We start from the raw sequence: 18,366 nt of genomic DNA, 5'->3' as shown, positions 1-18,366 counted from the left end.
TTTTAGCTAAAATTAGTGTAGTATTCCCAAAACCCAAATGTCTCAAGATAAATGATGATGCATCTTACCTGAGTAGACGGTCTGTTTACTGATTATTGCCGATGCAAATTTGGGTATAACCACGCCAAGCCTATACAGGAAATACCTGTAAGACGTAACGAAAGGAGCCCTCGATGGAAGCCGAGCTGCTAGAAATAAAGAACTTTCTCAGCCAATACCCACCCTTTAATGAACTTCCCGAAGACACGCTCGAAGAAGTCGCGCAAAATATTGAGATCGCATATTATCGCCAAGATACACCGATCATCCATTTTGGCGACTATATTGAAGATCTTTATGTTATCCGTAGTGGTGTTGTTGAACTCTACCGCCGCAAAGGGGAACTTTATAACCGTATGACTGAAGGAGATATATTCGGTCAAATGGGGCTTTTAACCAACAACAAAGTCCGCTTTCCTGCTACCGCTACCGAAGACTCTCTGGTTTATTGCATTCCAAATGCCGTATTTCAAAAGCTCTATGATGAATTTGATGTATTTGCTGACTTCGTTGAAGTAGACAATCATGCACGTCTGCGTCACGCGATCTCCAGCAAAACCGAAGAGAACGATCTCACCACAGTCAAAGCCAAAACTCTGCTCACTGGCGACGCGCCTTTCGTATATAAAGAGACCACTATCCAAGAAACGGCGATCAAAATGGCGGAAGAAAATATCTCCTCTGTTCTGATCATCGATCCCGATATTTTAGAGGATAACGAAGACGAAACCTCACCTATTATCGGTATCATTACCGACCGAGACCTGTGCCGCCGCGTGTTAGTTGCAGGGATCAATCACGACGAGAGTGTGAGTGAAGTGATGTCTACCGATGTTATTTCACTTGACCATAATGCTTATGTATATGAAGCGATGCTGATGATGCTGCGCTATAACGTACACCACTTACCTATCCTTAAAGACCGTACACCGATTGGTATTATCGAAATAACCGATATCGTGCGTTATGAATCGCAAAACTCGCTACTATTAGTGAGCAGTATTTTTCAACAGCACACCGTCGACGATCTGGCACAAGTCGCTGAAGAAGTACAAAGCAGTTTTGTGCGTATGGTAAATGAAGACGCCAATAGCCATATGATTGGCACAGCGATGTCGACCATTGGCCGGAGCTTTAAACAGCGCATTATCGAATTAGCAGAAGAAAACTTAGGCCCAGCCCCAATTCCCTATTGTTTCCTAGCGTTGGGCTCGATGGGACGGGATGAACAGTTAGTCGTAACCGACCAAGATAACGCGATTATTTTGGACGATACCTATAATGAAGAGCTGCACGGCCAGTATTTTGCTGATTTTGCTAAATTTATATGCGATGGTCTCGATAAATGCGGTTACACCTATTGTACTGGCGATATTATGGCTACCAACCCATTGTGGCGTATGACTAGGCGTGAATGGGAAGATTGCTTTGCCGATTGGATTGATAACCCAAATCCAAAAGCGCTACTAAACGCATCCATTTTCTTCGACCTTGATGGTGTCGCTGGGAAGTTAAAATGGGCGGAACAGTTAAATGGTTATATTGTTCGTCGTGCTCGTCGCAATAACCGCTTCCTCGCCTGTTTAGCTCGTAATGCACTCAACCGCACACCACCACTGGGCTTTTTCAAAAATTTCGTTATGGAAAAAGATGGTCGTCATAATAACTCAATCAATTTGAAACGACGCGGTACTGCACCGCTGGCGGATCTGATTCGCGTCCATGCGCTCGCGGTTGGATCACGGGCGAAGAACTCCTTTGAACGCCTCGATGATATTATTGCCGCAGGCATTTTGCCTAAAGGTCGCGGCGAAGATTTACGCGATGCATTGGAATTTATCTCGACGGTGCGTATTCGCCACCAAGCCTTTGATGTTGAGCAAGACCAAGAACCGGACAACAATATCGAACCAGAGAACCTCTCTGACTTTGAACGCCGTAACTTAAAAGATGCTTTTCAGATTTTAAGCAGTGCACAGAACTTTCTTAAGTATCGCTATCAAGCGGGTAACGCATTGAAATAAGGAAGACGATGAAACCCAATTTCAAAACACCTAGTATCGATTGGCCATATAAGTTTCAGGCTAAGCTAAAAATGGCTAAGCATCCGCTGATACAATCGTTCTATTCTCATGAGTTACCAGACAAAAACACACCTTTAAATGAGGTGGAATTTCTGGCGATTGACTATGAAACCACGGGATTAAACATCGATAAAGATGAGATCATCACTATCGGTGCTGTGCCATTTACGTTAAACCGCATTTATCTTAATCGTGCTCGCCACTGGACTGTTCGACCAAGGCAAAAGCTTAATGAAGATTCGGTGATTATTCATGGCATTACGCACAGTGATATTATGGACGCCCCCGATCTCTCTGAAATAATGGCAGACGTGCTTGAAATTATGCAGGGAAAGGTCATGGTTGTGCATTATCGTAAAATAGAACGAGAGCTGCTGGATAAAGCCCTGCGCCGCAGAATTAACGAAGGCATTGAGTTTCCAGTTATCGATACGATGACGCTTGAACAGTTAATTCAACATCGTGACAGTGGCGGTTTATGGAACTGGATTAAGGGGAAAAAGCCCCAATCGGTCCGACTCGGTCAGTCGCGCCAGCGATACAGTCTCCCCCCTTATACACCGCATCACGCGTTAACTGATGCCATCGCAACAGCAGAGCTGTTTCAAGCTCAAATCGCGCATCACTTCTCGAAGCAAGATCCTCTGCATAATTACTGGCTATAAATGGTGAAATCGCATTTGATACAGTAGGTTCAGCGCACGCTGGCTCCCTCCCCAGCCCACCCTCTAAAGAAGGCGGGGGCCTGATCTAGTTCGCGGCGATCAATACACTCGAGCCGTATGGTCTGCAGTGTTTGAAAATGCGCTCTAGCCACAGGAAAAATGGTGAAATTTACAGCGAACTCAGTCTGGTCCTCCCCCCTTGGGTTTTTAGGGAGTAGTTAGAGGGGGGATCATGCGCCGAAGTCAAAATGACACACTTAACACTCTGAATTTATTACCAATTATCTATTAGCAGTAGTCAATAAATAGCAAAAAGCCGCTCGTGATAAACGAGCGGCTTGAGTTTTAAAATAGCGACTTAGCTTAAAGCTTAAAGCGACGGATTTGTTCATCCAGTTGATGAGACAAATCAGACAAACTGCTTGCTTGAGCTGCGGCTTCATGTGCATCAGAAGCGAGTTCGTCGGACACATCGCGAATACCCTCAGTATTACGGGTGATCTCCGATGTTACCGAAGCTTGTTCTTCTGCTGCTGATGCAATTTGCGTTGCCATATCGCTAATCATCTCAACTGCTTTTTGAATCTGCGTCAAACTTGCCGATGCTTCGGTTGCGTCATCAACAGAAGTATCCGCCAGTGAACGGCTGTCGGTCATAATACCAACCGCTTTATTGGTGGTGGATTGCAGAGTTTCAATCATACTTTGAATCTCTTTGGTCGACTGATGAGTACGCTGACTTAAAATACGAACTTCATCGGCAACCACAGCAAAACCACGCCCTTGTTCACCAGCACGCGCCGCTTCAATGGCCGCATTCAATGCCAATAAGTTGGTTTGTTCCGCAATATCTTGAATCGTCGACAAAATAGTACTGATACTAGACGCGTGCGTTTGTAGCTCTTCAATGACACCCGTCGCCACTACCACTTCATCGGCAAGATTTGCGATTGATGTTTGCGTTTGTGTTACTTGGCCTGCGCCATGCACAGAGGCATCTACCGCTTCGTTAGCACTGCTTGCTGTATGATCAGCGTTACCGGCAATCTCTTTGGTTGCGGCTGCCATTTCATTAATCGCCGTCGCCACCATATTGATTTCATCTTGTTGCACTCGAATTCGAGCACTACGCTCTTCAGCATGGTGAGCTGTGTTACTTGCTTGGCTGGTTAACGAACTTGAAATGCTGCTTAACGTCATCATCATGTTGTGCATATTGCTGACAAACACGTTGAAGTTTTTCGCGAGACGCCCCACTTCATCATCACTACGAGGCTCTAAACGCTGTGTTAAATCGCCATCACCAGAGGCAATCTCTTCAAGAGCTTTGGAGACGCGAACCAAATCTTTGGTTAACACATTTACCAAGGAGTACACCGCCAAAATAACCAGCACAGTGATGACCAGAGCAACCGACACTAAACGTACCAGCATACTATCGTAGCCTGCGAATTCACTGTTTTTATCTAATGCAACAGCAAGAATCCAAGGGGTACTTTTCACCTTAGTGAAATAAACCAATTTATCAGAACCACCGATGTTAAAAGGCATCAAATCGTTTGAAGCAATCGCATCTTGAATACGGCTCATCGTTAATGATGAGTCAAATTCAGTCGTCCCTTTTAAAATAAGGTCTTTGTTCGTGTGCGCAAGTAACGTACCGTTATTGCCATCAATTAGCATGGCTTGAGCCTTGTTACCTGCTTTAATGTTGATAACGTTGCTAACAAGTTGATCAATTAATACATCGGCTCCTAGCACGCCTTTGTACTGGCCGTTAACTGTAATCGGCTCGGCGATGGTGACCATTAATGCACCAGTGATGGCATCTTTATAGGCTTCAGTAATGATTTGCTTACCCGCACTTTGCGCATCTTTATACCAACCGCGGGTACGCGGATCGTACCCTGCACGATTTCGCTCAGGTCGAGAACGACGCATCTCTCCATCAACGGTGCCAAAATAGACGTCGTCAAATCCACCCGCTTTACGAGTTTGCTGTAAAAAATTAAGCCATTGTGCGTCATCAACGTTATCTTCAGCCGCAGCAACAATATAAGCACTTTGACCAATCCAGTCAGAGATACCTTTGGTTGCGGTTGAAGCAATTCCTTGCGCTCGAAGTTGCACATTGCTTTGCGTTTCTTGCTTAAGTTGCAGCGCTGCAAGCCATGTTAAGGCAACTGCCATTAACACCACCGCCGCCAAACTTGCCAGCATCAATTTCTGTTTTAATGATAATTTCATAAAAAAGGTAAAATCGTAGCCTGAAATAGTATGAAAGCCAGATAGTAGACTAATTTCATACTTTGTACAGGCGATTTACTAGATTTTATAACTAACTGATTCTTTATTACGCTAGGTTATTTACTCTACTCTATTTCGTCTAAATATTGACGCTTACACAACAAATTTACGGCGAAACAAAACCAGTAAGCAACTGATATTTATACATTATGTTACAAAAGATTACTATTATAACAAAGCAGTGTTAGTGGCTGAGGTTAGGATCCCATACTCAAAGCAAGGAAAGAAATAGGCTTAGTGATAGGCAAAAAAAAGACTGGCCTTAACCAGTCTTTCAGGAATGTTTTGAGCAGATCAAAGTTTAAAACGTTTAATCTCATTATCCAGTTGATGCGATAAATCAGAGAGTGCTGCCGCCTGAGTAGACGCCTCATGCGCATCTTGCGCAAGCTCATTCGACACATTGCGAATCCCCTCTGTATTGCGGGTAATTTCCGATGTAACCAGAGCTTGCTCTTCTGCAGCAGAAGCGATTTGTGTCGCCATATCACTGATACTTTCGACTGCGTGCTGAATCTGAGTCAAACTTGCAGCGGCTGATAATGCATCTTCCACCGATGTTGATGATAAATCACCACTGGCTTTCATCATTGTCACGGCTTTAGCTGTGGTACTTTGCAGCGTATCGATCATGGTCTGAATTTCTTGAGTAGATGCATTAGTACGTTGACTAAGCACTCGAACCTCATCAGCCACTACTGCAAAACCACGTCCTTGTTCACCAGCGCGCGCCGCTTCAATTGCTGCATTGAGTGCCAGTAAGTTTGTTTGTTCTGAAATACCTTGAATCGTAGAAAGAATACTACTGATGCTTGCAGCATGTGCTTCGAGGTCTTGAATCACGAGCGTGGCACTTTGCACTTCTTTCGCTAACGAATCGATCGATTGCTGGCTCTGGTTAACTTGCGCTGCACCGTCAACGGATGCTGTCACCACTTCCGATGCATGACTGGCTGTGTTATCTGCATTACCCGCTATTTCTTGGGTTGCAGCCGCCATTTCATTAATGGCAGTTGCCACCATATTGATTTCATCTTGCTGTAAACGGATTCGCGAATTACGTTCATGAGCATGGTCGGCGGTACTTTTTGCTTGCGTGCTCAACGAACTTGAAATGTGGCTTAATTGAGTCACCATGGTGTGCATATTGCCCACAAAGGTATTGAAGTTTGCTGCCAATTTACCCACTTCATCATCGCTACGTGGTTCTAAACGTTGAGTTAAATCCCCGTCACCTGAAGCTATGTCACCTAATGCATTGGAGACGCGAACTAAATCTGCCGTTAAATAACTCACCAGCCAAGAAACCACAGCCACTGCTAAGATAGTTAGGATCACCACCGCAAGTACGAGCGACGTCACCAGAGAACTTTGGGCACTAAACTCTGTTTTCGCATCCAACTCTAAGCCAAATACCCATGGTGTGTTGTCAATTTTTTTGAAGAAGAAGAATTTATTGGCTCCATCAACATCAATTGACAGCATCTTATGTTGCTGAGCAGCATTTAAAACCGTACTCATAGTCAACTGAGGATTGATTTTATCAACCGCCTTAAGACGTAAATCCGCATTCTTATGAGCAAGCAATGTACCGTCACGGGCGTCAATCAATAGTGCTTGCGTGTTCTTACCCGCATCTACATTCACGATATCTTCAACCATCTGGTCAATTAACACATCGGAGCCAACGACTCCGGTAAATTGACCATTTTGATACACTGGCTGAGCGATGGTAATCATCATCTTCTGGCTAGTCGCACCACGATAGGCCGCTGTGATGATCTGGTCATTAGCTGCATGAGCATCTTTATACCAACCGCGGGCTCGAGGATCATATCCATCAGGCATGGGTTTAGGCACAGAGCGAACCATGGTGCCTTGTTCAGTCCCATAATAGACTTCAAAAATGTTTCCGCCCTTTGACGCTTGGGCTAGATAAGAGGAAAGGTTGGGTTGTTGAATATAATCGTTAACGGTCAAGGTCACTTGGCGACGTTGATCGGCCCAATCAGAAATCCCTTTCGCAAACCTATCGACTACGGTTGTGGCCCGCAATTGAAGGTCGTGCATCGTCTGTTTATTGATGTGAGAAATTGACAACCATGTCAAAATACCAGCTACCAAAAATACAGCGGAAAGACTAACTCCGATCAGTTTCTGTTTTAGAGATAGTTGCATATATAGTTTTCTGTCATTGCACAATTGAGAAATTAGATAGTATAGAATTATATGCAGATTTGCACGATATTTATTCAGCACATTCTAGCAACATAAACAGAAATGATAGCATTATTCGCTAGTTAGCAATTTAACCTATTACATAAACAACAAAAAGGGCCAATAAATTGGCCCTTTGTAATACGCGGATATTTTCTGTGGTATTGAGATTAAAACGTTTCGGTTTTCATCCCTTTGACCAAGCTTACACACATCAGCAATAAGATGACGGTAAATGGTAACGCAGTCGAGATAGCACCTGCTTGTAGAGCTTGGATAGCGTCACTACCACCAATCCACAGTAATGCAATCGCAATCGCACCTTCCATTAATGCCCAAAATACTCGTTGTGGCACAGGCGCATCCAGTTTACCACCAGCGGTAATACTATCGATAACCAGAGAGCCAGAGTCCGATGATGTAATAAAGAACACCAACACTAATACAACACCAATAATAGATAATACGTTACCGTATGGCAGAGCATCGAACATTTGGAACATAGCCAGTGATACGTCGTTTAGGCCTTGAGTACCTAATGTGCCAATATGATTGGTGATTTGATCAATCGCTAGACCACCAAATACCGACATCCATACCAGTGTCACAACCGCAGGCACTATCAGCACAGCAGTCATAAACTCACGAACGGTACGACCTTTTGATACACGCGCGATGAACATACCAACAAATGGTGACCATGAAATCCACCACGCCCAGTAGAAGATTGTCCAACCGTGCATAAAGTTTTCATCTTCACGACCATGTGGATTACTCAAGGAAATGATGTTTTCCACATATCCCATTAAGGTTTCAGGAATGGTACTGAAGGTCACTGAATAGCCAATCAATGCCAATGCAATCAATAGACCGAATGCGATCACCATATTGATGTTAGAGATAACCTTAACCCCACCATCAATACCGCGGACCACAGAAATGGTTGCCAAGATGGTTACACCAATAATCACGAAAATTTGTAAACCGATACCGGCATCAATACCAAATACGTGATGGATACCACTTGCCGCTTGCTGTGCACCCAAACCTAACGAGGTTGCAAGACCAAACAAGGTGGCCAACACAGCTAAGATGTCAACAATGTGCCCAGCCCAACCCCATGCTCGGTCGCCCAAAATTGGGAAAAAGATAGAGCGAATAGAAAGAGGCAAGCCTTTGTTGTAGCAGAAAAATGCCAAAGAAAGCGCAACAACACCATAAATTGCCCAAGGGTGTAACGCCCAATGGAACATGGTCGCGCCCAATGCTACTTTAGCTGCTTCAGGTGTGTTGGCTGTGACATTCAGCGGCGTGCTATACGCACCAGAAAAATAACCAGCAGGCTCAGCAACACTCCAGAACATCAAACCAATCCCCATCCCCGCAGCAAACAGCATTGAAAGCCATGATAGGAAAGAGTGTTCTGCAGTCGCTTCTTTACCGCCTAAGCGAATACGACCAAACGGCGACACGATCAGTGCTAAACAGAAAATTACAAAAATATTACCAGACCACATAAACAAGACGTCAAAGTGGTTAATGATCTGATTTTTTACCCCATTAAGGGCTGTTTTTGCTGTTTCTGGATCAGTCACTAGCGTGGCGACCAAAAACAATAAAATTAAACCAGCACTAATGCCGAATACGGAGTTATGAACATCAAAACCCCATTTTTGGACATTATCCTGTCCAATCGTGTAATCCGTATTATCAATACTGTATTTATCGATACCCTTCGTCATTTGACCTCTCTTAGATTATTCCAGATGGACCCTAATACGTGTGTTGTCAAAACAAGAGAGACACAATCTCAATCTAATTGTTTCGTCTACATACTTAATTTCGGATTTCATCGAGGCACAACAGTATACATACATACATTATTTCGTCCACCTAATGGTGAAAAATTAACCTATAAAACGTTAAATTAGGTTTTTTATGATTAGACGTTAGCCATAACGCCATACAAAATTAATTACTAGACGAAACATTTCACCACATAACATGTGGTTGAATATGGCATCGTAATGGGGAAAAAAAAGTATGACTTCAACACTTTTCATCAGCACTTAAGTGCGTTATTGTCCCCGCTGAAATTTGAACCCTCTTTATGGACTGGATAAATTGGAAAAACATGAAGAAGTTCTGGTTGCCATCCGCCAGATCATACGCGCCATCGATTTACATTCGAAACAGTTAAGTAAACATGCAGGTTTAACAGGACCTCAGCTTATTTTGATGCGTTCGATTGACACGCTTGGGCAAGTCACCATTCGCGAGTTATCGAAAAACACCAACATGAGCCAAGCGACAGCGACCACGATTTTGGATCGCTTAGAACGCAACGGTTACGTAACTCGTGTTCGCAGTGAATCAGACAAACGTAAAGTTCACGCCTATTTGACCGATCAAGGCCGTGAAATTTTGGCTAAAGCACCACAGCCGCTGCAGGATAACTTTGTTGAGCGTTTCCAAAAGCTTGACGAATGGGAGCAAACTTTGCTGCTTTCTTCAGTACAGCGTCTATCTGCAATGATGAATGCTGAGAAGATGGATGTGGCTCCGATGTTAGAAATAGGCAGTATTTCTCACCACGAGTAATGCTCGTAATTTTATCGGTGACACCAAAAAGAGAGGCCCCGCTAATGCGGGGCCTCTCTTTTATAATAAAGCTATCGACACTTTTTAGTGTGGATTAAATGGCTTTGTAGATAACTTTATTGCCACTTAACTGCTCTTTGACTACTAGCTGTTCGTCTAATAGTTTTTTCAAAGCACCAGTTGCCCAAGAAGCCGCTTTCGCATCTTCTTGGCCTGCAGCCAAACCAATTGACTTTGGATTAATACCTTCAGCGTTTGCTGCAACGATATCTAATACTTGTTGTTGCTTTGGTGTTAAAGCAACAGTCGCCTTAGTCGCGGCTACAACTTTTTCAGCTGCTGGAACGGCTTTTACCGTTTTTTCTGCAACAGCTTTTTTTGCGCTAGCTGCTTTTGCTACTTTTGGCGTTGAAGATAGATTAGCTACAATCGCTTTCATGCGTTTTTGCAGTTTTGCCTGCACTTTACGCTTATGAGCAAGTCTCATTGAGTATGTCTCCATTTCACTGCGTTGGTGCAGTGGTGAAAATTGAAGCGCGTTTTATACCAAATATTCGTGGTCTTTTGTAGGGTCATCCCCGATCTAATGCACGAAAAATACATTTTATCGAAGTGGATGACTACTATTTAACCATGCGTTATAGTGATCCGGTTAGTAATTACTGGGTATAAATACAGAGTTTTCAATCAGTAATAATCAATCATATGCAAACTGTTCATCTATCCAATCATTATATTGATTTGCAAACACCTTGGATTAAATGGGGATCGATAGGCCTGTTTGGAATCCTTTTTTGTTTAACTCTATGGCTTGCGCCCACGCCTTATCTCGTCGTCGTTATTGTTTGTCTACTGCTCATTCTATTTGGCTTATCGTACTGGCTTTTTCGCTTGAGTTTAGTGCAGTTTACCTTGACCGCGACTCACCTCTCTCAACAAGTTGCAAAAGGTGGTTGGGTGATAAAATGGAGTAATGTGCAAAGCATTGGTGTATGTGAATATCAAAATGCAGAAGGATGGTGTAAACCGCTACCATGGATTGGCATTCGTTTAAAACACTATGAACCCTATTTGGAGAGTATTTGCCCACGATTAGCGAGCGATATTTTAATGAGTCAAAGAGCACTACTCTATCTTGGGGCTAAACAGAACCCGATGGGGGTGCAGTTTGAAGACATTATTCTTGATGCTTTACCTTACCAAGCATCCAATGGGAAGCAATATTCAGGGTTAAAAGCCATGCTCGCTAATCGCATGCGTTACCAGCGCGAATTTCACGGCTACGACATTTATATTTCAACGGCTGATTTAGATAGGGATGCGGAGGATTTTGTGGGTCTGGCGCGACGCTACTTAGCCGCAGCCGAGCCAGAACCAAACCATCATTAAAGCGGCATTTCGTCAGCAACAAATGGGTTGCTTGCCCGCTCATGGCCGAAAGTGGATTGCGGTCCATGACCTGGTACAAATGTGACGTCTTTACCCAATGGCCATAATTTGGTTTTAATTGATTGAATCAAAGTATTGAAATCACCACGAGGGAAATCAGTACGGCCAATACTGCCATTAAATAGCACATCACCAACAAAGGCCAAACGAGCAGTTTCACTGAACAGAATGACATGACCCGGTGTATGACCTGGGGTATGGAATACGTGTAAAACTTGCTTGCCGAAAGTGATCGTATCACCGTCGTTAAGCCATTGGTCGGGTTCAAACGCTTCTGTTTTTGCAAAACCAAACATTTGGCTTTGAGACTCTAACCCTTGTAACCAGAACTCATCTTCTTTGTGTGGCCCTACAATACGGACATGCTCTAAACGACGAGCTAAATCTTCTGTGCCACCAACATGATCCAGATGCCCATGAGTCAATACTAGTTGGCTAACGTTGACTCCTAACTCGTTGATCAAGGTTGCCAACTGTTTTGCATCACCACCTGGATCGATAACGATCCCTTCCATGGTTTCATCACACCAAACAATAGAACAGTTTTGTGCAAATGAAGTGACAGGAACAATTTGGTATTGGAGAGACATAATAAAACCTTGTTTGTCTATCAAAATTGATTGCACTATGACACTGTAACCTCTATTTGACAAGTGACGCGCTTTGGCAGCTCGGTGTAGATGGGTACCCATTTACCTTACTCTCTTTATCGATCTTTTCTCTTTAAGCGGTCATAGCGATAAATATCCGCTCGATAATGGAGTTCTCCTTGTTCATACCACACTGTCTGATAGATCATCCGAACCGGAATTCTCTGTTTAAGAGCAACGGAAAAATTGCTGCTCGCTTCATCTTCACCTGTCGGCTCAGTTGTTAAGCCCGGCGTCTTCATCAGTAATTGCGCAAAACCACGCGCATCTTGTACACGCACACAACCAGAGCTATAAGCCCGAACCGTGTTATCAAACAACTCTTTATGGGGCGTGTCATGCAGGTAAATAGCTCTGCGATTCGGAGTGTTGAATTTATATAACCCCAGCGCGTTATTTTCCCCAGCCGATTGGCGCATTTTGTATGGGAAACGATACGGATTCATTGCCTGCCAATCGATCGTCTCGGGGGCAATCACGTCGGTATCACGCCATTGTTTTACGACTTCGATGTTGTGCCGTTTAAGATAATCTGGCTTCTCTATGGCCAAAGGAAGTATATCCTCGACCATAATTCGATGCGGAACATTCCACACGGGATTAAAGACCAGTGAATCAAGCCTTGTCGTAATCAGGGGGGTCGGCCGGCTTCTTCTCCCCACAATAACTGGCGATTGAAATACCCGATCTCCCTCATACCAATACGTCATTTTATATTCAGGAACATTAACTACGATGGAGGCCTGTTCTTGTCGCGGCCATAGCCGCATACGTTCCGCATTAAGAGCCAGAAGACGCCGCCTGTCAGCAATTGTCATATTTAACCAACGCAGGGTTGTCGCACCAATAACGCCATCGGCTTTCATGCCATGCATACGTTGAAAACGTTGCACAGCAGTGACCAGAGAATCGTCGTAATAGTCGCCCTCAGGGTTGATTCGCGTTGTGTCGATATTGACCAGCGCCAGACGGGTAATTAAGGTACGACGATCTGGCAACATATTTCCTGGGGTAACAGTGACGTTTGGTTGATATATAGGTAACGATTCATGCGCAATCTTCCCTAAAAAATCGTATGCTTTCACCAATTGGAAATAACTTTTATCACGCGGGGCGTATTCATTAATGAGGTCGATAATGGTGTGCAATTCAAAAGCCATTTCTAGATTAAACATGGCTTCCTTACTCGGTGCTGATAATCGGTGGTTAAGCTTTAATTTGAAGAACCACGTCATGCCTTCCTGCGGCGCTTGCTCTGCATAGCTTAGAAACATGAGTAGCGTATCCGTTGCTAGAAGATCATATTCGTACCACGACTTTCTTTCACGATATAAGGTGAGATAGCGTAACTGGCGATCAAATAACGGACTTATTCCTGCATATTTGATCAACTCCAATTGATGCTCTAACGCTAAACCACTATTCAAATCGTACCAAAGACGACGATAATTATTTTTAGCGTAGATTTGTTCCAGCTGAGCAGGATATTGAATAAAAAAAGTGACAGGTGATTTTTCAACAATCCAAGAGCGGTCAACAAAAGATTGTAAGCTTTGTGCACCAACATGCCGACTGCCCAATACGAACAAAAATACCATCCAGCAGAGAAAGCGTAGCTTCATCCATTCAACCTATGCAAAATAACAACTTACGATAGTATGGCAAAGATTTGCGCTGGTGTTACAAGGGAAGTAATAATTATTTTCTCAATAGCGCTGTGTAGGCAACAAAAAACCCTGCAAAGCAGGGTTTTTATCTTTTTACACAAAGTAGAAAAGGACAGCACGCCAAACAACACGCTCAGACGCACTGAAAACGCCTTAGAGCTGCGTTTAACTCTTTTCCTATACTACCCCTCAAACTAGGACAATTTGAGGTGGTGATGGCCATGAGAGACTTTTGCTTTCAGGTAGTTTTCATTACCATCTTTAATGTGTGCGGCAGTATTGACCACATCAACAATCTCTATCCCGTGCTCTTTAAGCTCACGAACTTTTTTGGGATTGTTCGTCACCAAGCGTATTTTGGTAACGTTAAGTGCTTTAAGCATTTGCGCGGCTTCAGTGAAATCACGCAGGTCGTCAGCAAAACCAAGCTGGTTATTAGCTTGATAAGTATCCATACCTTGGCTTTGTAAACGGTAAGCATCAATCTTGTTGTACAAACCAATGCCTCGCCCTTCTTGGCGTAAATACAAAATAATGCCGCCATGTAGGCCCATTTTATTAATGGTTTCTTCCAACTGCTCACCACAGTCACAACGGGAAGAATGGAATACATCCCCAGTTAAACATTCTGAGTGCATTCGCACCAGTGGCACTTCTTGAGTTTCATCTGCATGTTTAAAGATGACTGCCACGTGTTCTTTTTCTGTTTTGAGACCGTGGAAAGAGAGAATTTCTGCATCGATATTACTCTTAGCACCCACTTTGAAGTCAACCCTGGCTCTTACTTCCGCCATATCTTCACTCACTTATCTATGTAATGTCATTGTGCATTTTACTTATACTTAAATCACTTCGATCAACGAAGAACAAATCAAATTTTCTTCATCAGTACGAAACAGGGAAAAGATGAAAGTGATTTGAGTATAGCCTACACATCGATTTCTTTTCGTGTTGCTAACTATGGGGATACATTCCCATTTTTTCAACGAAAATTGATTACTTTAAAATGTTATATTATAACATTTTAAAAAAAGCGCAACAAAAAACCCAGCTCATTCACAGACCTGGGTTTAACATTCTTTACTTGGGTAAAATGCTTAGCGCACCATTTTTTTACAGACTATCAATGACGCTGATTGTTCTTCCACATCGTTAATTCAACCCAAATTTGCTCCAACTGTTTAAGCTCTTCTTCAGTCAACAGAGATAACGTTGGTTTACATTGCGATTGCGGGACAGACTCCGTTTGAATCGAACGAATACGCGAATAAAAATCCTTTTTTAACTGAGTAATAATTTCGTATTCCACGATGGTTTCCCCAATGCAATATTGCGATTAAATATGGATAAGTCTCAAAAATAATAACATGTTTCACTGATATATGCTATCTGAATAGGAATTATGGGATAATTATCACAAATTTAACCTTGCATTCCTTTCAAATCTATCCGTAGTTGAAAGAACCAGCTGTTTGCGTTCATTTTTTCTACGAAACGTTACTACGGCGCTCAGCGTTTAAACTTTGTCACTATTTATAATAATTATATATAAATTTATCAAATGTAAATAAATTATTGAAAAAAATTTACTCAATTTCCACTCTTATATATTTGGAGCAAAATAATTTAGGATCCATATTAGTGTCATTTAATTAAGGATCATTTTGTGGATCTTAATAATAGATCTATTTACTCTCGATTTTGATCAATAAAAAAAGCCGGATTATTCATCCGGCTTTATCTTTATTATTTATGAGGTGTCAAACAACCATTAGGCTATTTCGCCTTATTCTTGTTCGCCTTCATCACTTTCTGATGTAGCATCGTTGTCTTTGTTTTCTTCAACAATATCTTTAGTTTCAACAACTTCTGATTCGCCTTCAACAAGCTCCTCTTCTGTCTCTTCTACTTCTTCGATACGTTGTAGTGCAACAACCTGCTCTTCTTCAGAGGTACGGATGAGCGTTACACCTTGAGTGTTACGACCCACTTGGCTAACTTCAGCCACGCGAGTACGAACCAAGGTGCCAGCATTAGTGATCATCATGAACTCATCACCTTCTGCTGCTTGAACTGCGCCCACTACAGAACCGTTACGTTCAGACACTTTGATCGATACAACACCTTGTGTCGCACGACCTTTTTGTGGGTATTCGCTTAATGCTGTGCGCTTACCGTAACCGTTTTCAGTCACCGTCAGGATATCACCATCGTGTTTAGGCACGATCAACGACACCACTTGATCACCTTCTGGCAGTTTCATACCACGAACACCAGACGCAGTACGACCCATACCACGCACATGCTCTTCATTAAAGCGAACAACTTTGCCCGATTCAGAGAACAGCATGATATCGTCTTGGCCATTTGTAATATCAACACCGATTAGAGAGTCGTCATCACGCAGGTTAACCGCAATCAGGCCGTTAGCACGTACGTTAGCAAACTGATCCAAGGATGTTTTCTTAACCGTACCATCACCCGTAGCCATGAAGATAAACTGATCTGCAGAGTATTCAGATACTGGCAAGATAGCCGTAATACGTTCATTCGCTTCAAGCGGTAGAATGTTGACAATCGGCTTGCCACGCGCAGTACGAGTTGCATGTGGCAATTGGTACACTTTCAAGCGGTAAGCTTTACCACGAGTTGAGAAACAAAGAATGTTATCGTGCGTATTGGCAACCAATAGACGTTCGATAAAGTCTTCATCCTTCATGCGTGTTGCACTCTTACCTTTACCACCACGACGTTGTGCTTCGTAATCGCTCAGTAGCTGATACTTAACATAACCTTCGTGTGACAGGGTAACAACAACATCTTCGCGTGCAATCAGCTCTTCTAGGTCGATATCATGGCTCGCTGCAGTGATCTCAGTACGACGAGCATCGCCATAGGTATCACGAACAATTTCAAGCTCTTCGCGAATGACTTCCATCAAACGTTCTGTGCTAGACAGAATGAACAACAGTTCTTCAATTTGTGTTAGTAACGCTTTGTATTCATCAAGAATCTTATCGTGTTCTAGACCCGTTAAACGGTGTAGACGCAAATCCAAGATAGCCTGAGCTTGTTGCTCTGTTAGGTAGTAAAGACCGTCACGAATGCCGAAGTTAGGCTCTAGCCACTCTGGACGAGCGTCTTCACCAGTACGTTCAAGCATTGCTGCAACATGGCCCAACTCCCAACCACGAGCCACCAGACCTTGCTTCGCTTCTGCTGGTGTTGGAGCACGACGAATCAGTTCGATGATTTCATCAATGTTGGCTAATGCTAGCGCCAAACCTTCCAAGATATGTGCACGATCGCGTGCTTTACGTAATTCGTAAATAGTACGACGGGTCACCACTTCACGGCGGTGGTTTACGAAGCATTTCAGCATGTCTTTCAAGTTAAACAACTGTGGTTGGCCTTCATTTAGTGCCACCATGTTGATACCGAAAGTCGTTTGTAGCTGAGTATTGGCATATAGGTTATTTAGAACCACTTCACCAACCGCATCGCGCTTACATTCAATAACAATACGCATACCATCTTTGTCAGATTCATCGCGTAGTGCACTGATGCCTTCTACTTTCTTATCTTTTACTAGTTCTGCAATTTTCTCAATCAAGCGAGCTTTGTTCACTTGATATGGGATTTCCGTGACAATAATGGTTTCGCGACCATTTTTCTCAGTTTCAATCTCCGCTTTCGAACGCATATACACTTTACCGCGACCGGTTTTATATGCGTCGATGATGCCTTTACGGCCACTAATGATAGCTGCCGTAGGGAAGTCTGGACCTGGAATATATTCCATTAACTCATCGATAGTGATGTCTTCATTACCGATGTAGGCCAAACAACCGTTAATCACTTCTGTTAAGTTATGCGGTGGAATATTGGTTGCCATACCTACGGCGATACCCGAAGCACCGTTAACCAGTAGGTTAGGAATTTTCGTTGGCAATACGGCTGGAATTTGCTCAGTACCGTCATAGTTATCAACGAAATCGACAGTTTCTTTGTCTAGGTCTGCTAGCAACTCGTGTGCAATTTTTGCCATACGAACTTCGGTATAACGCATTGCCGCAGCGGAGTCGCCATCGATCGAACCAAAGTTCCCTTGACCATCTACTAGCATGTAACGTAGTGAGAATGGCTGAGCCATACGTACGATAGTGTCGTACACCGCCGTATCACCATGTGGGTGATATTTACCGATTACGTCGCCAACAACACGAGCAGATTTTTTATAAGGTTTGTTCCAGTCATTACCCAATACATTCATCGCGAATAACACACGACGGTGTACTGGTTTTAGGCCATCACGCACATCAGGAAGAGCACGACCAACGATAACTGACATCGCATAGTCTAGGTATGAACCACGAAGCTCATCTTCAATGTTTATGGGCGTGATCTCTCTAGCTAGATCGCTCATAGAGCCATTATCCCTCTATAGTTTGATCGGTATATCCAGATAAAACGGCTTTCCTTGCCACTTTGATTAGCATTTAACCAAAAATGGCTTGAATTGCCATCTAGATATAATTGATACGTATAAGGTGAAAAAATATAACACAAATTTTGAAGTTGAGGCATTACTTTCCCACTGCTTTTATCATGTTGTGACTTTGGTTGAGATTCGTTTGTCGACAATTTGCTCATTCGTCTATTTATCAAAGATAAAGCGTTGAAAAAT

Annotated in this window: 13 protein-coding genes; 4 read left to right on the top strand and 9 right to left on the bottom strand. The window is 43.1% G+C overall.

Annotated elements, in window-relative coordinates:
* Positions 1 to 173: 173 nt before the first annotated feature.
* Entirely contained in the window at positions 174 to 2,063 is a 1,890-nt protein-coding gene (locus JCM16456_RS06785; protein ID WP_068713493.1) for a DUF294 nucleotidyltransferase-like domain-containing protein, read from the top strand.
* Positions 2,064 to 2,071: 8 nt separating this feature from the next.
* A complete protein-coding gene (locus JCM16456_RS06780; RefSeq protein WP_068713492.1) occupies positions 2,072 to 2,788 on the top strand; it encodes a 3'-5' exonuclease in 717 nt (238 codons plus the stop codon).
* A gap of 363 nt (positions 2,789 to 3,151) precedes the next feature.
* Here the strand turns inward: JCM16456_RS06780 and JCM16456_RS06775 are convergent, their stop codons facing one another.
* The 3 genes from JCM16456_RS06775 to JCM16456_RS06765 form a co-directional block, all read right to left on the bottom strand.
* Positions 3,152 to 5,035, bottom strand: coding sequence for a methyl-accepting chemotaxis protein (locus JCM16456_RS06775; protein WP_068713491.1), 1,884 nt, complete (start codon positions 5,033 to 5,035; stop codon positions 3,152 to 3,154).
* Between the two features lie 354 nt (positions 5,036 to 5,389).
* Positions 5,390 to 7,273 carry a methyl-accepting chemotaxis protein gene (locus JCM16456_RS06770; RefSeq protein WP_068713490.1) on the bottom strand — a complete coding sequence of 628 codons (1,884 nt, stop codon included), beginning with the start codon at positions 7,271 to 7,273 and terminating at the stop codon, positions 5,390 to 5,392.
* Between the two features lie 209 nt (positions 7,274 to 7,482).
* Entirely contained in the window at positions 7,483 to 9,054 is a 1,572-nt protein-coding gene (locus JCM16456_RS06765) for a BCCT family transporter (protein WP_068713489.1), read from the bottom strand.
* A 382-nt stretch (positions 9,055 to 9,436) separates the two neighbouring features.
* Between JCM16456_RS06765 and JCM16456_RS06760 the strand changes: the two genes are divergently transcribed.
* Positions 9,437 to 9,913 carry a MarR family winged helix-turn-helix transcriptional regulator gene (locus tag JCM16456_RS06760; RefSeq protein ID WP_068713488.1) on the top strand — a complete coding sequence of 159 codons (477 nt, stop codon included), beginning with the start codon at positions 9,437 to 9,439 and terminating at the stop codon, positions 9,911 to 9,913.
* Positions 9,914 to 10,007: 94 nt separating this feature from the next.
* On the opposite strand, the gene JCM16456_RS06755 is transcribed toward JCM16456_RS06760, so the two are convergent.
* Positions 10,008 to 10,400 carry a hypothetical protein gene (locus tag JCM16456_RS06755; RefSeq protein WP_068713487.1) on the bottom strand — a complete coding sequence of 131 codons (393 nt, stop codon included), beginning with the start codon at positions 10,398 to 10,400 and terminating at the stop codon, positions 10,008 to 10,010.
* Positions 10,401 to 10,618: 218 nt separating this feature from the next.
* Here JCM16456_RS06755 and JCM16456_RS06750 point away from each other — a divergent pair, with 218 nt between their 5' ends.
* Entirely contained in the window at positions 10,619 to 11,302 is a 684-nt protein-coding gene (locus tag JCM16456_RS06750) for a DUF2982 domain-containing protein (protein WP_068713486.1), read from the top strand.
* Here the strand turns inward: JCM16456_RS06750 and JCM16456_RS06745 are convergent.
* The 5 genes from JCM16456_RS06745 to gyrA form a co-directional block, all read right to left on the bottom strand.
* On the bottom strand, positions 11,299 to 11,952 hold the full coding sequence (locus JCM16456_RS06745) for an MBL fold metallo-hydrolase (protein WP_068715943.1): 654 nt from the start codon (positions 11,950 to 11,952) through the stop codon (positions 11,299 to 11,301). The two genes, JCM16456_RS06750 and JCM16456_RS06745, sit on opposite strands and share 4 nt — an antisense overlap.
* A gap of 116 nt (positions 11,953 to 12,068) precedes the next feature.
* The gene (locus JCM16456_RS06740) at positions 12,069 to 13,634 is read right to left on the bottom strand and encodes a L,D-transpeptidase family protein (RefSeq protein WP_068713485.1); all 1,566 of its coding nucleotides are present in this window, start codon (positions 13,632 to 13,634) and stop codon (positions 12,069 to 12,071) included.
* Positions 13,635 to 13,873: 239 nt separating this feature from the next.
* Positions 13,874 to 14,473 carry a GTP cyclohydrolase II gene (locus JCM16456_RS06735; RefSeq protein WP_068713484.1) on the bottom strand — a complete coding sequence of 200 codons (600 nt, stop codon included), beginning with the start codon at positions 14,471 to 14,473 and terminating at the stop codon, positions 13,874 to 13,876.
* Between the two features lie 329 nt (positions 14,474 to 14,802).
* Entirely contained in the window at positions 14,803 to 14,988 is a 186-nt protein-coding gene (locus JCM16456_RS06730; RefSeq protein WP_068713483.1) for a 3-demethylubiquinone-9 3-methyltransferase, read from the bottom strand.
* A gap of 477 nt (positions 14,989 to 15,465) precedes the next feature.
* Positions 15,466 to 18,105: a DNA topoisomerase (ATP-hydrolyzing) subunit A gene (gene gyrA, locus JCM16456_RS06725; protein WP_068713482.1), complete on the bottom strand. Its 2,640-nt coding sequence runs from the start codon at positions 18,103 to 18,105 to the stop codon at positions 15,466 to 15,468.
* Positions 18,106 to 18,366 lie beyond the last annotated feature (261 nt).

Origin of the sequence: Vibrio tritonius (genome assembly GCF_001547935.1) — a bacterium.
Taxonomy (GTDB): domain Bacteria; phylum Pseudomonadota; class Gammaproteobacteria; order Enterobacterales; family Vibrionaceae; genus Vibrio; species Vibrio tritonius.
Note: the sequence above shows the minus strand (reverse complement) of the source record. Positions and strands in the feature narration are given on the sequence as shown.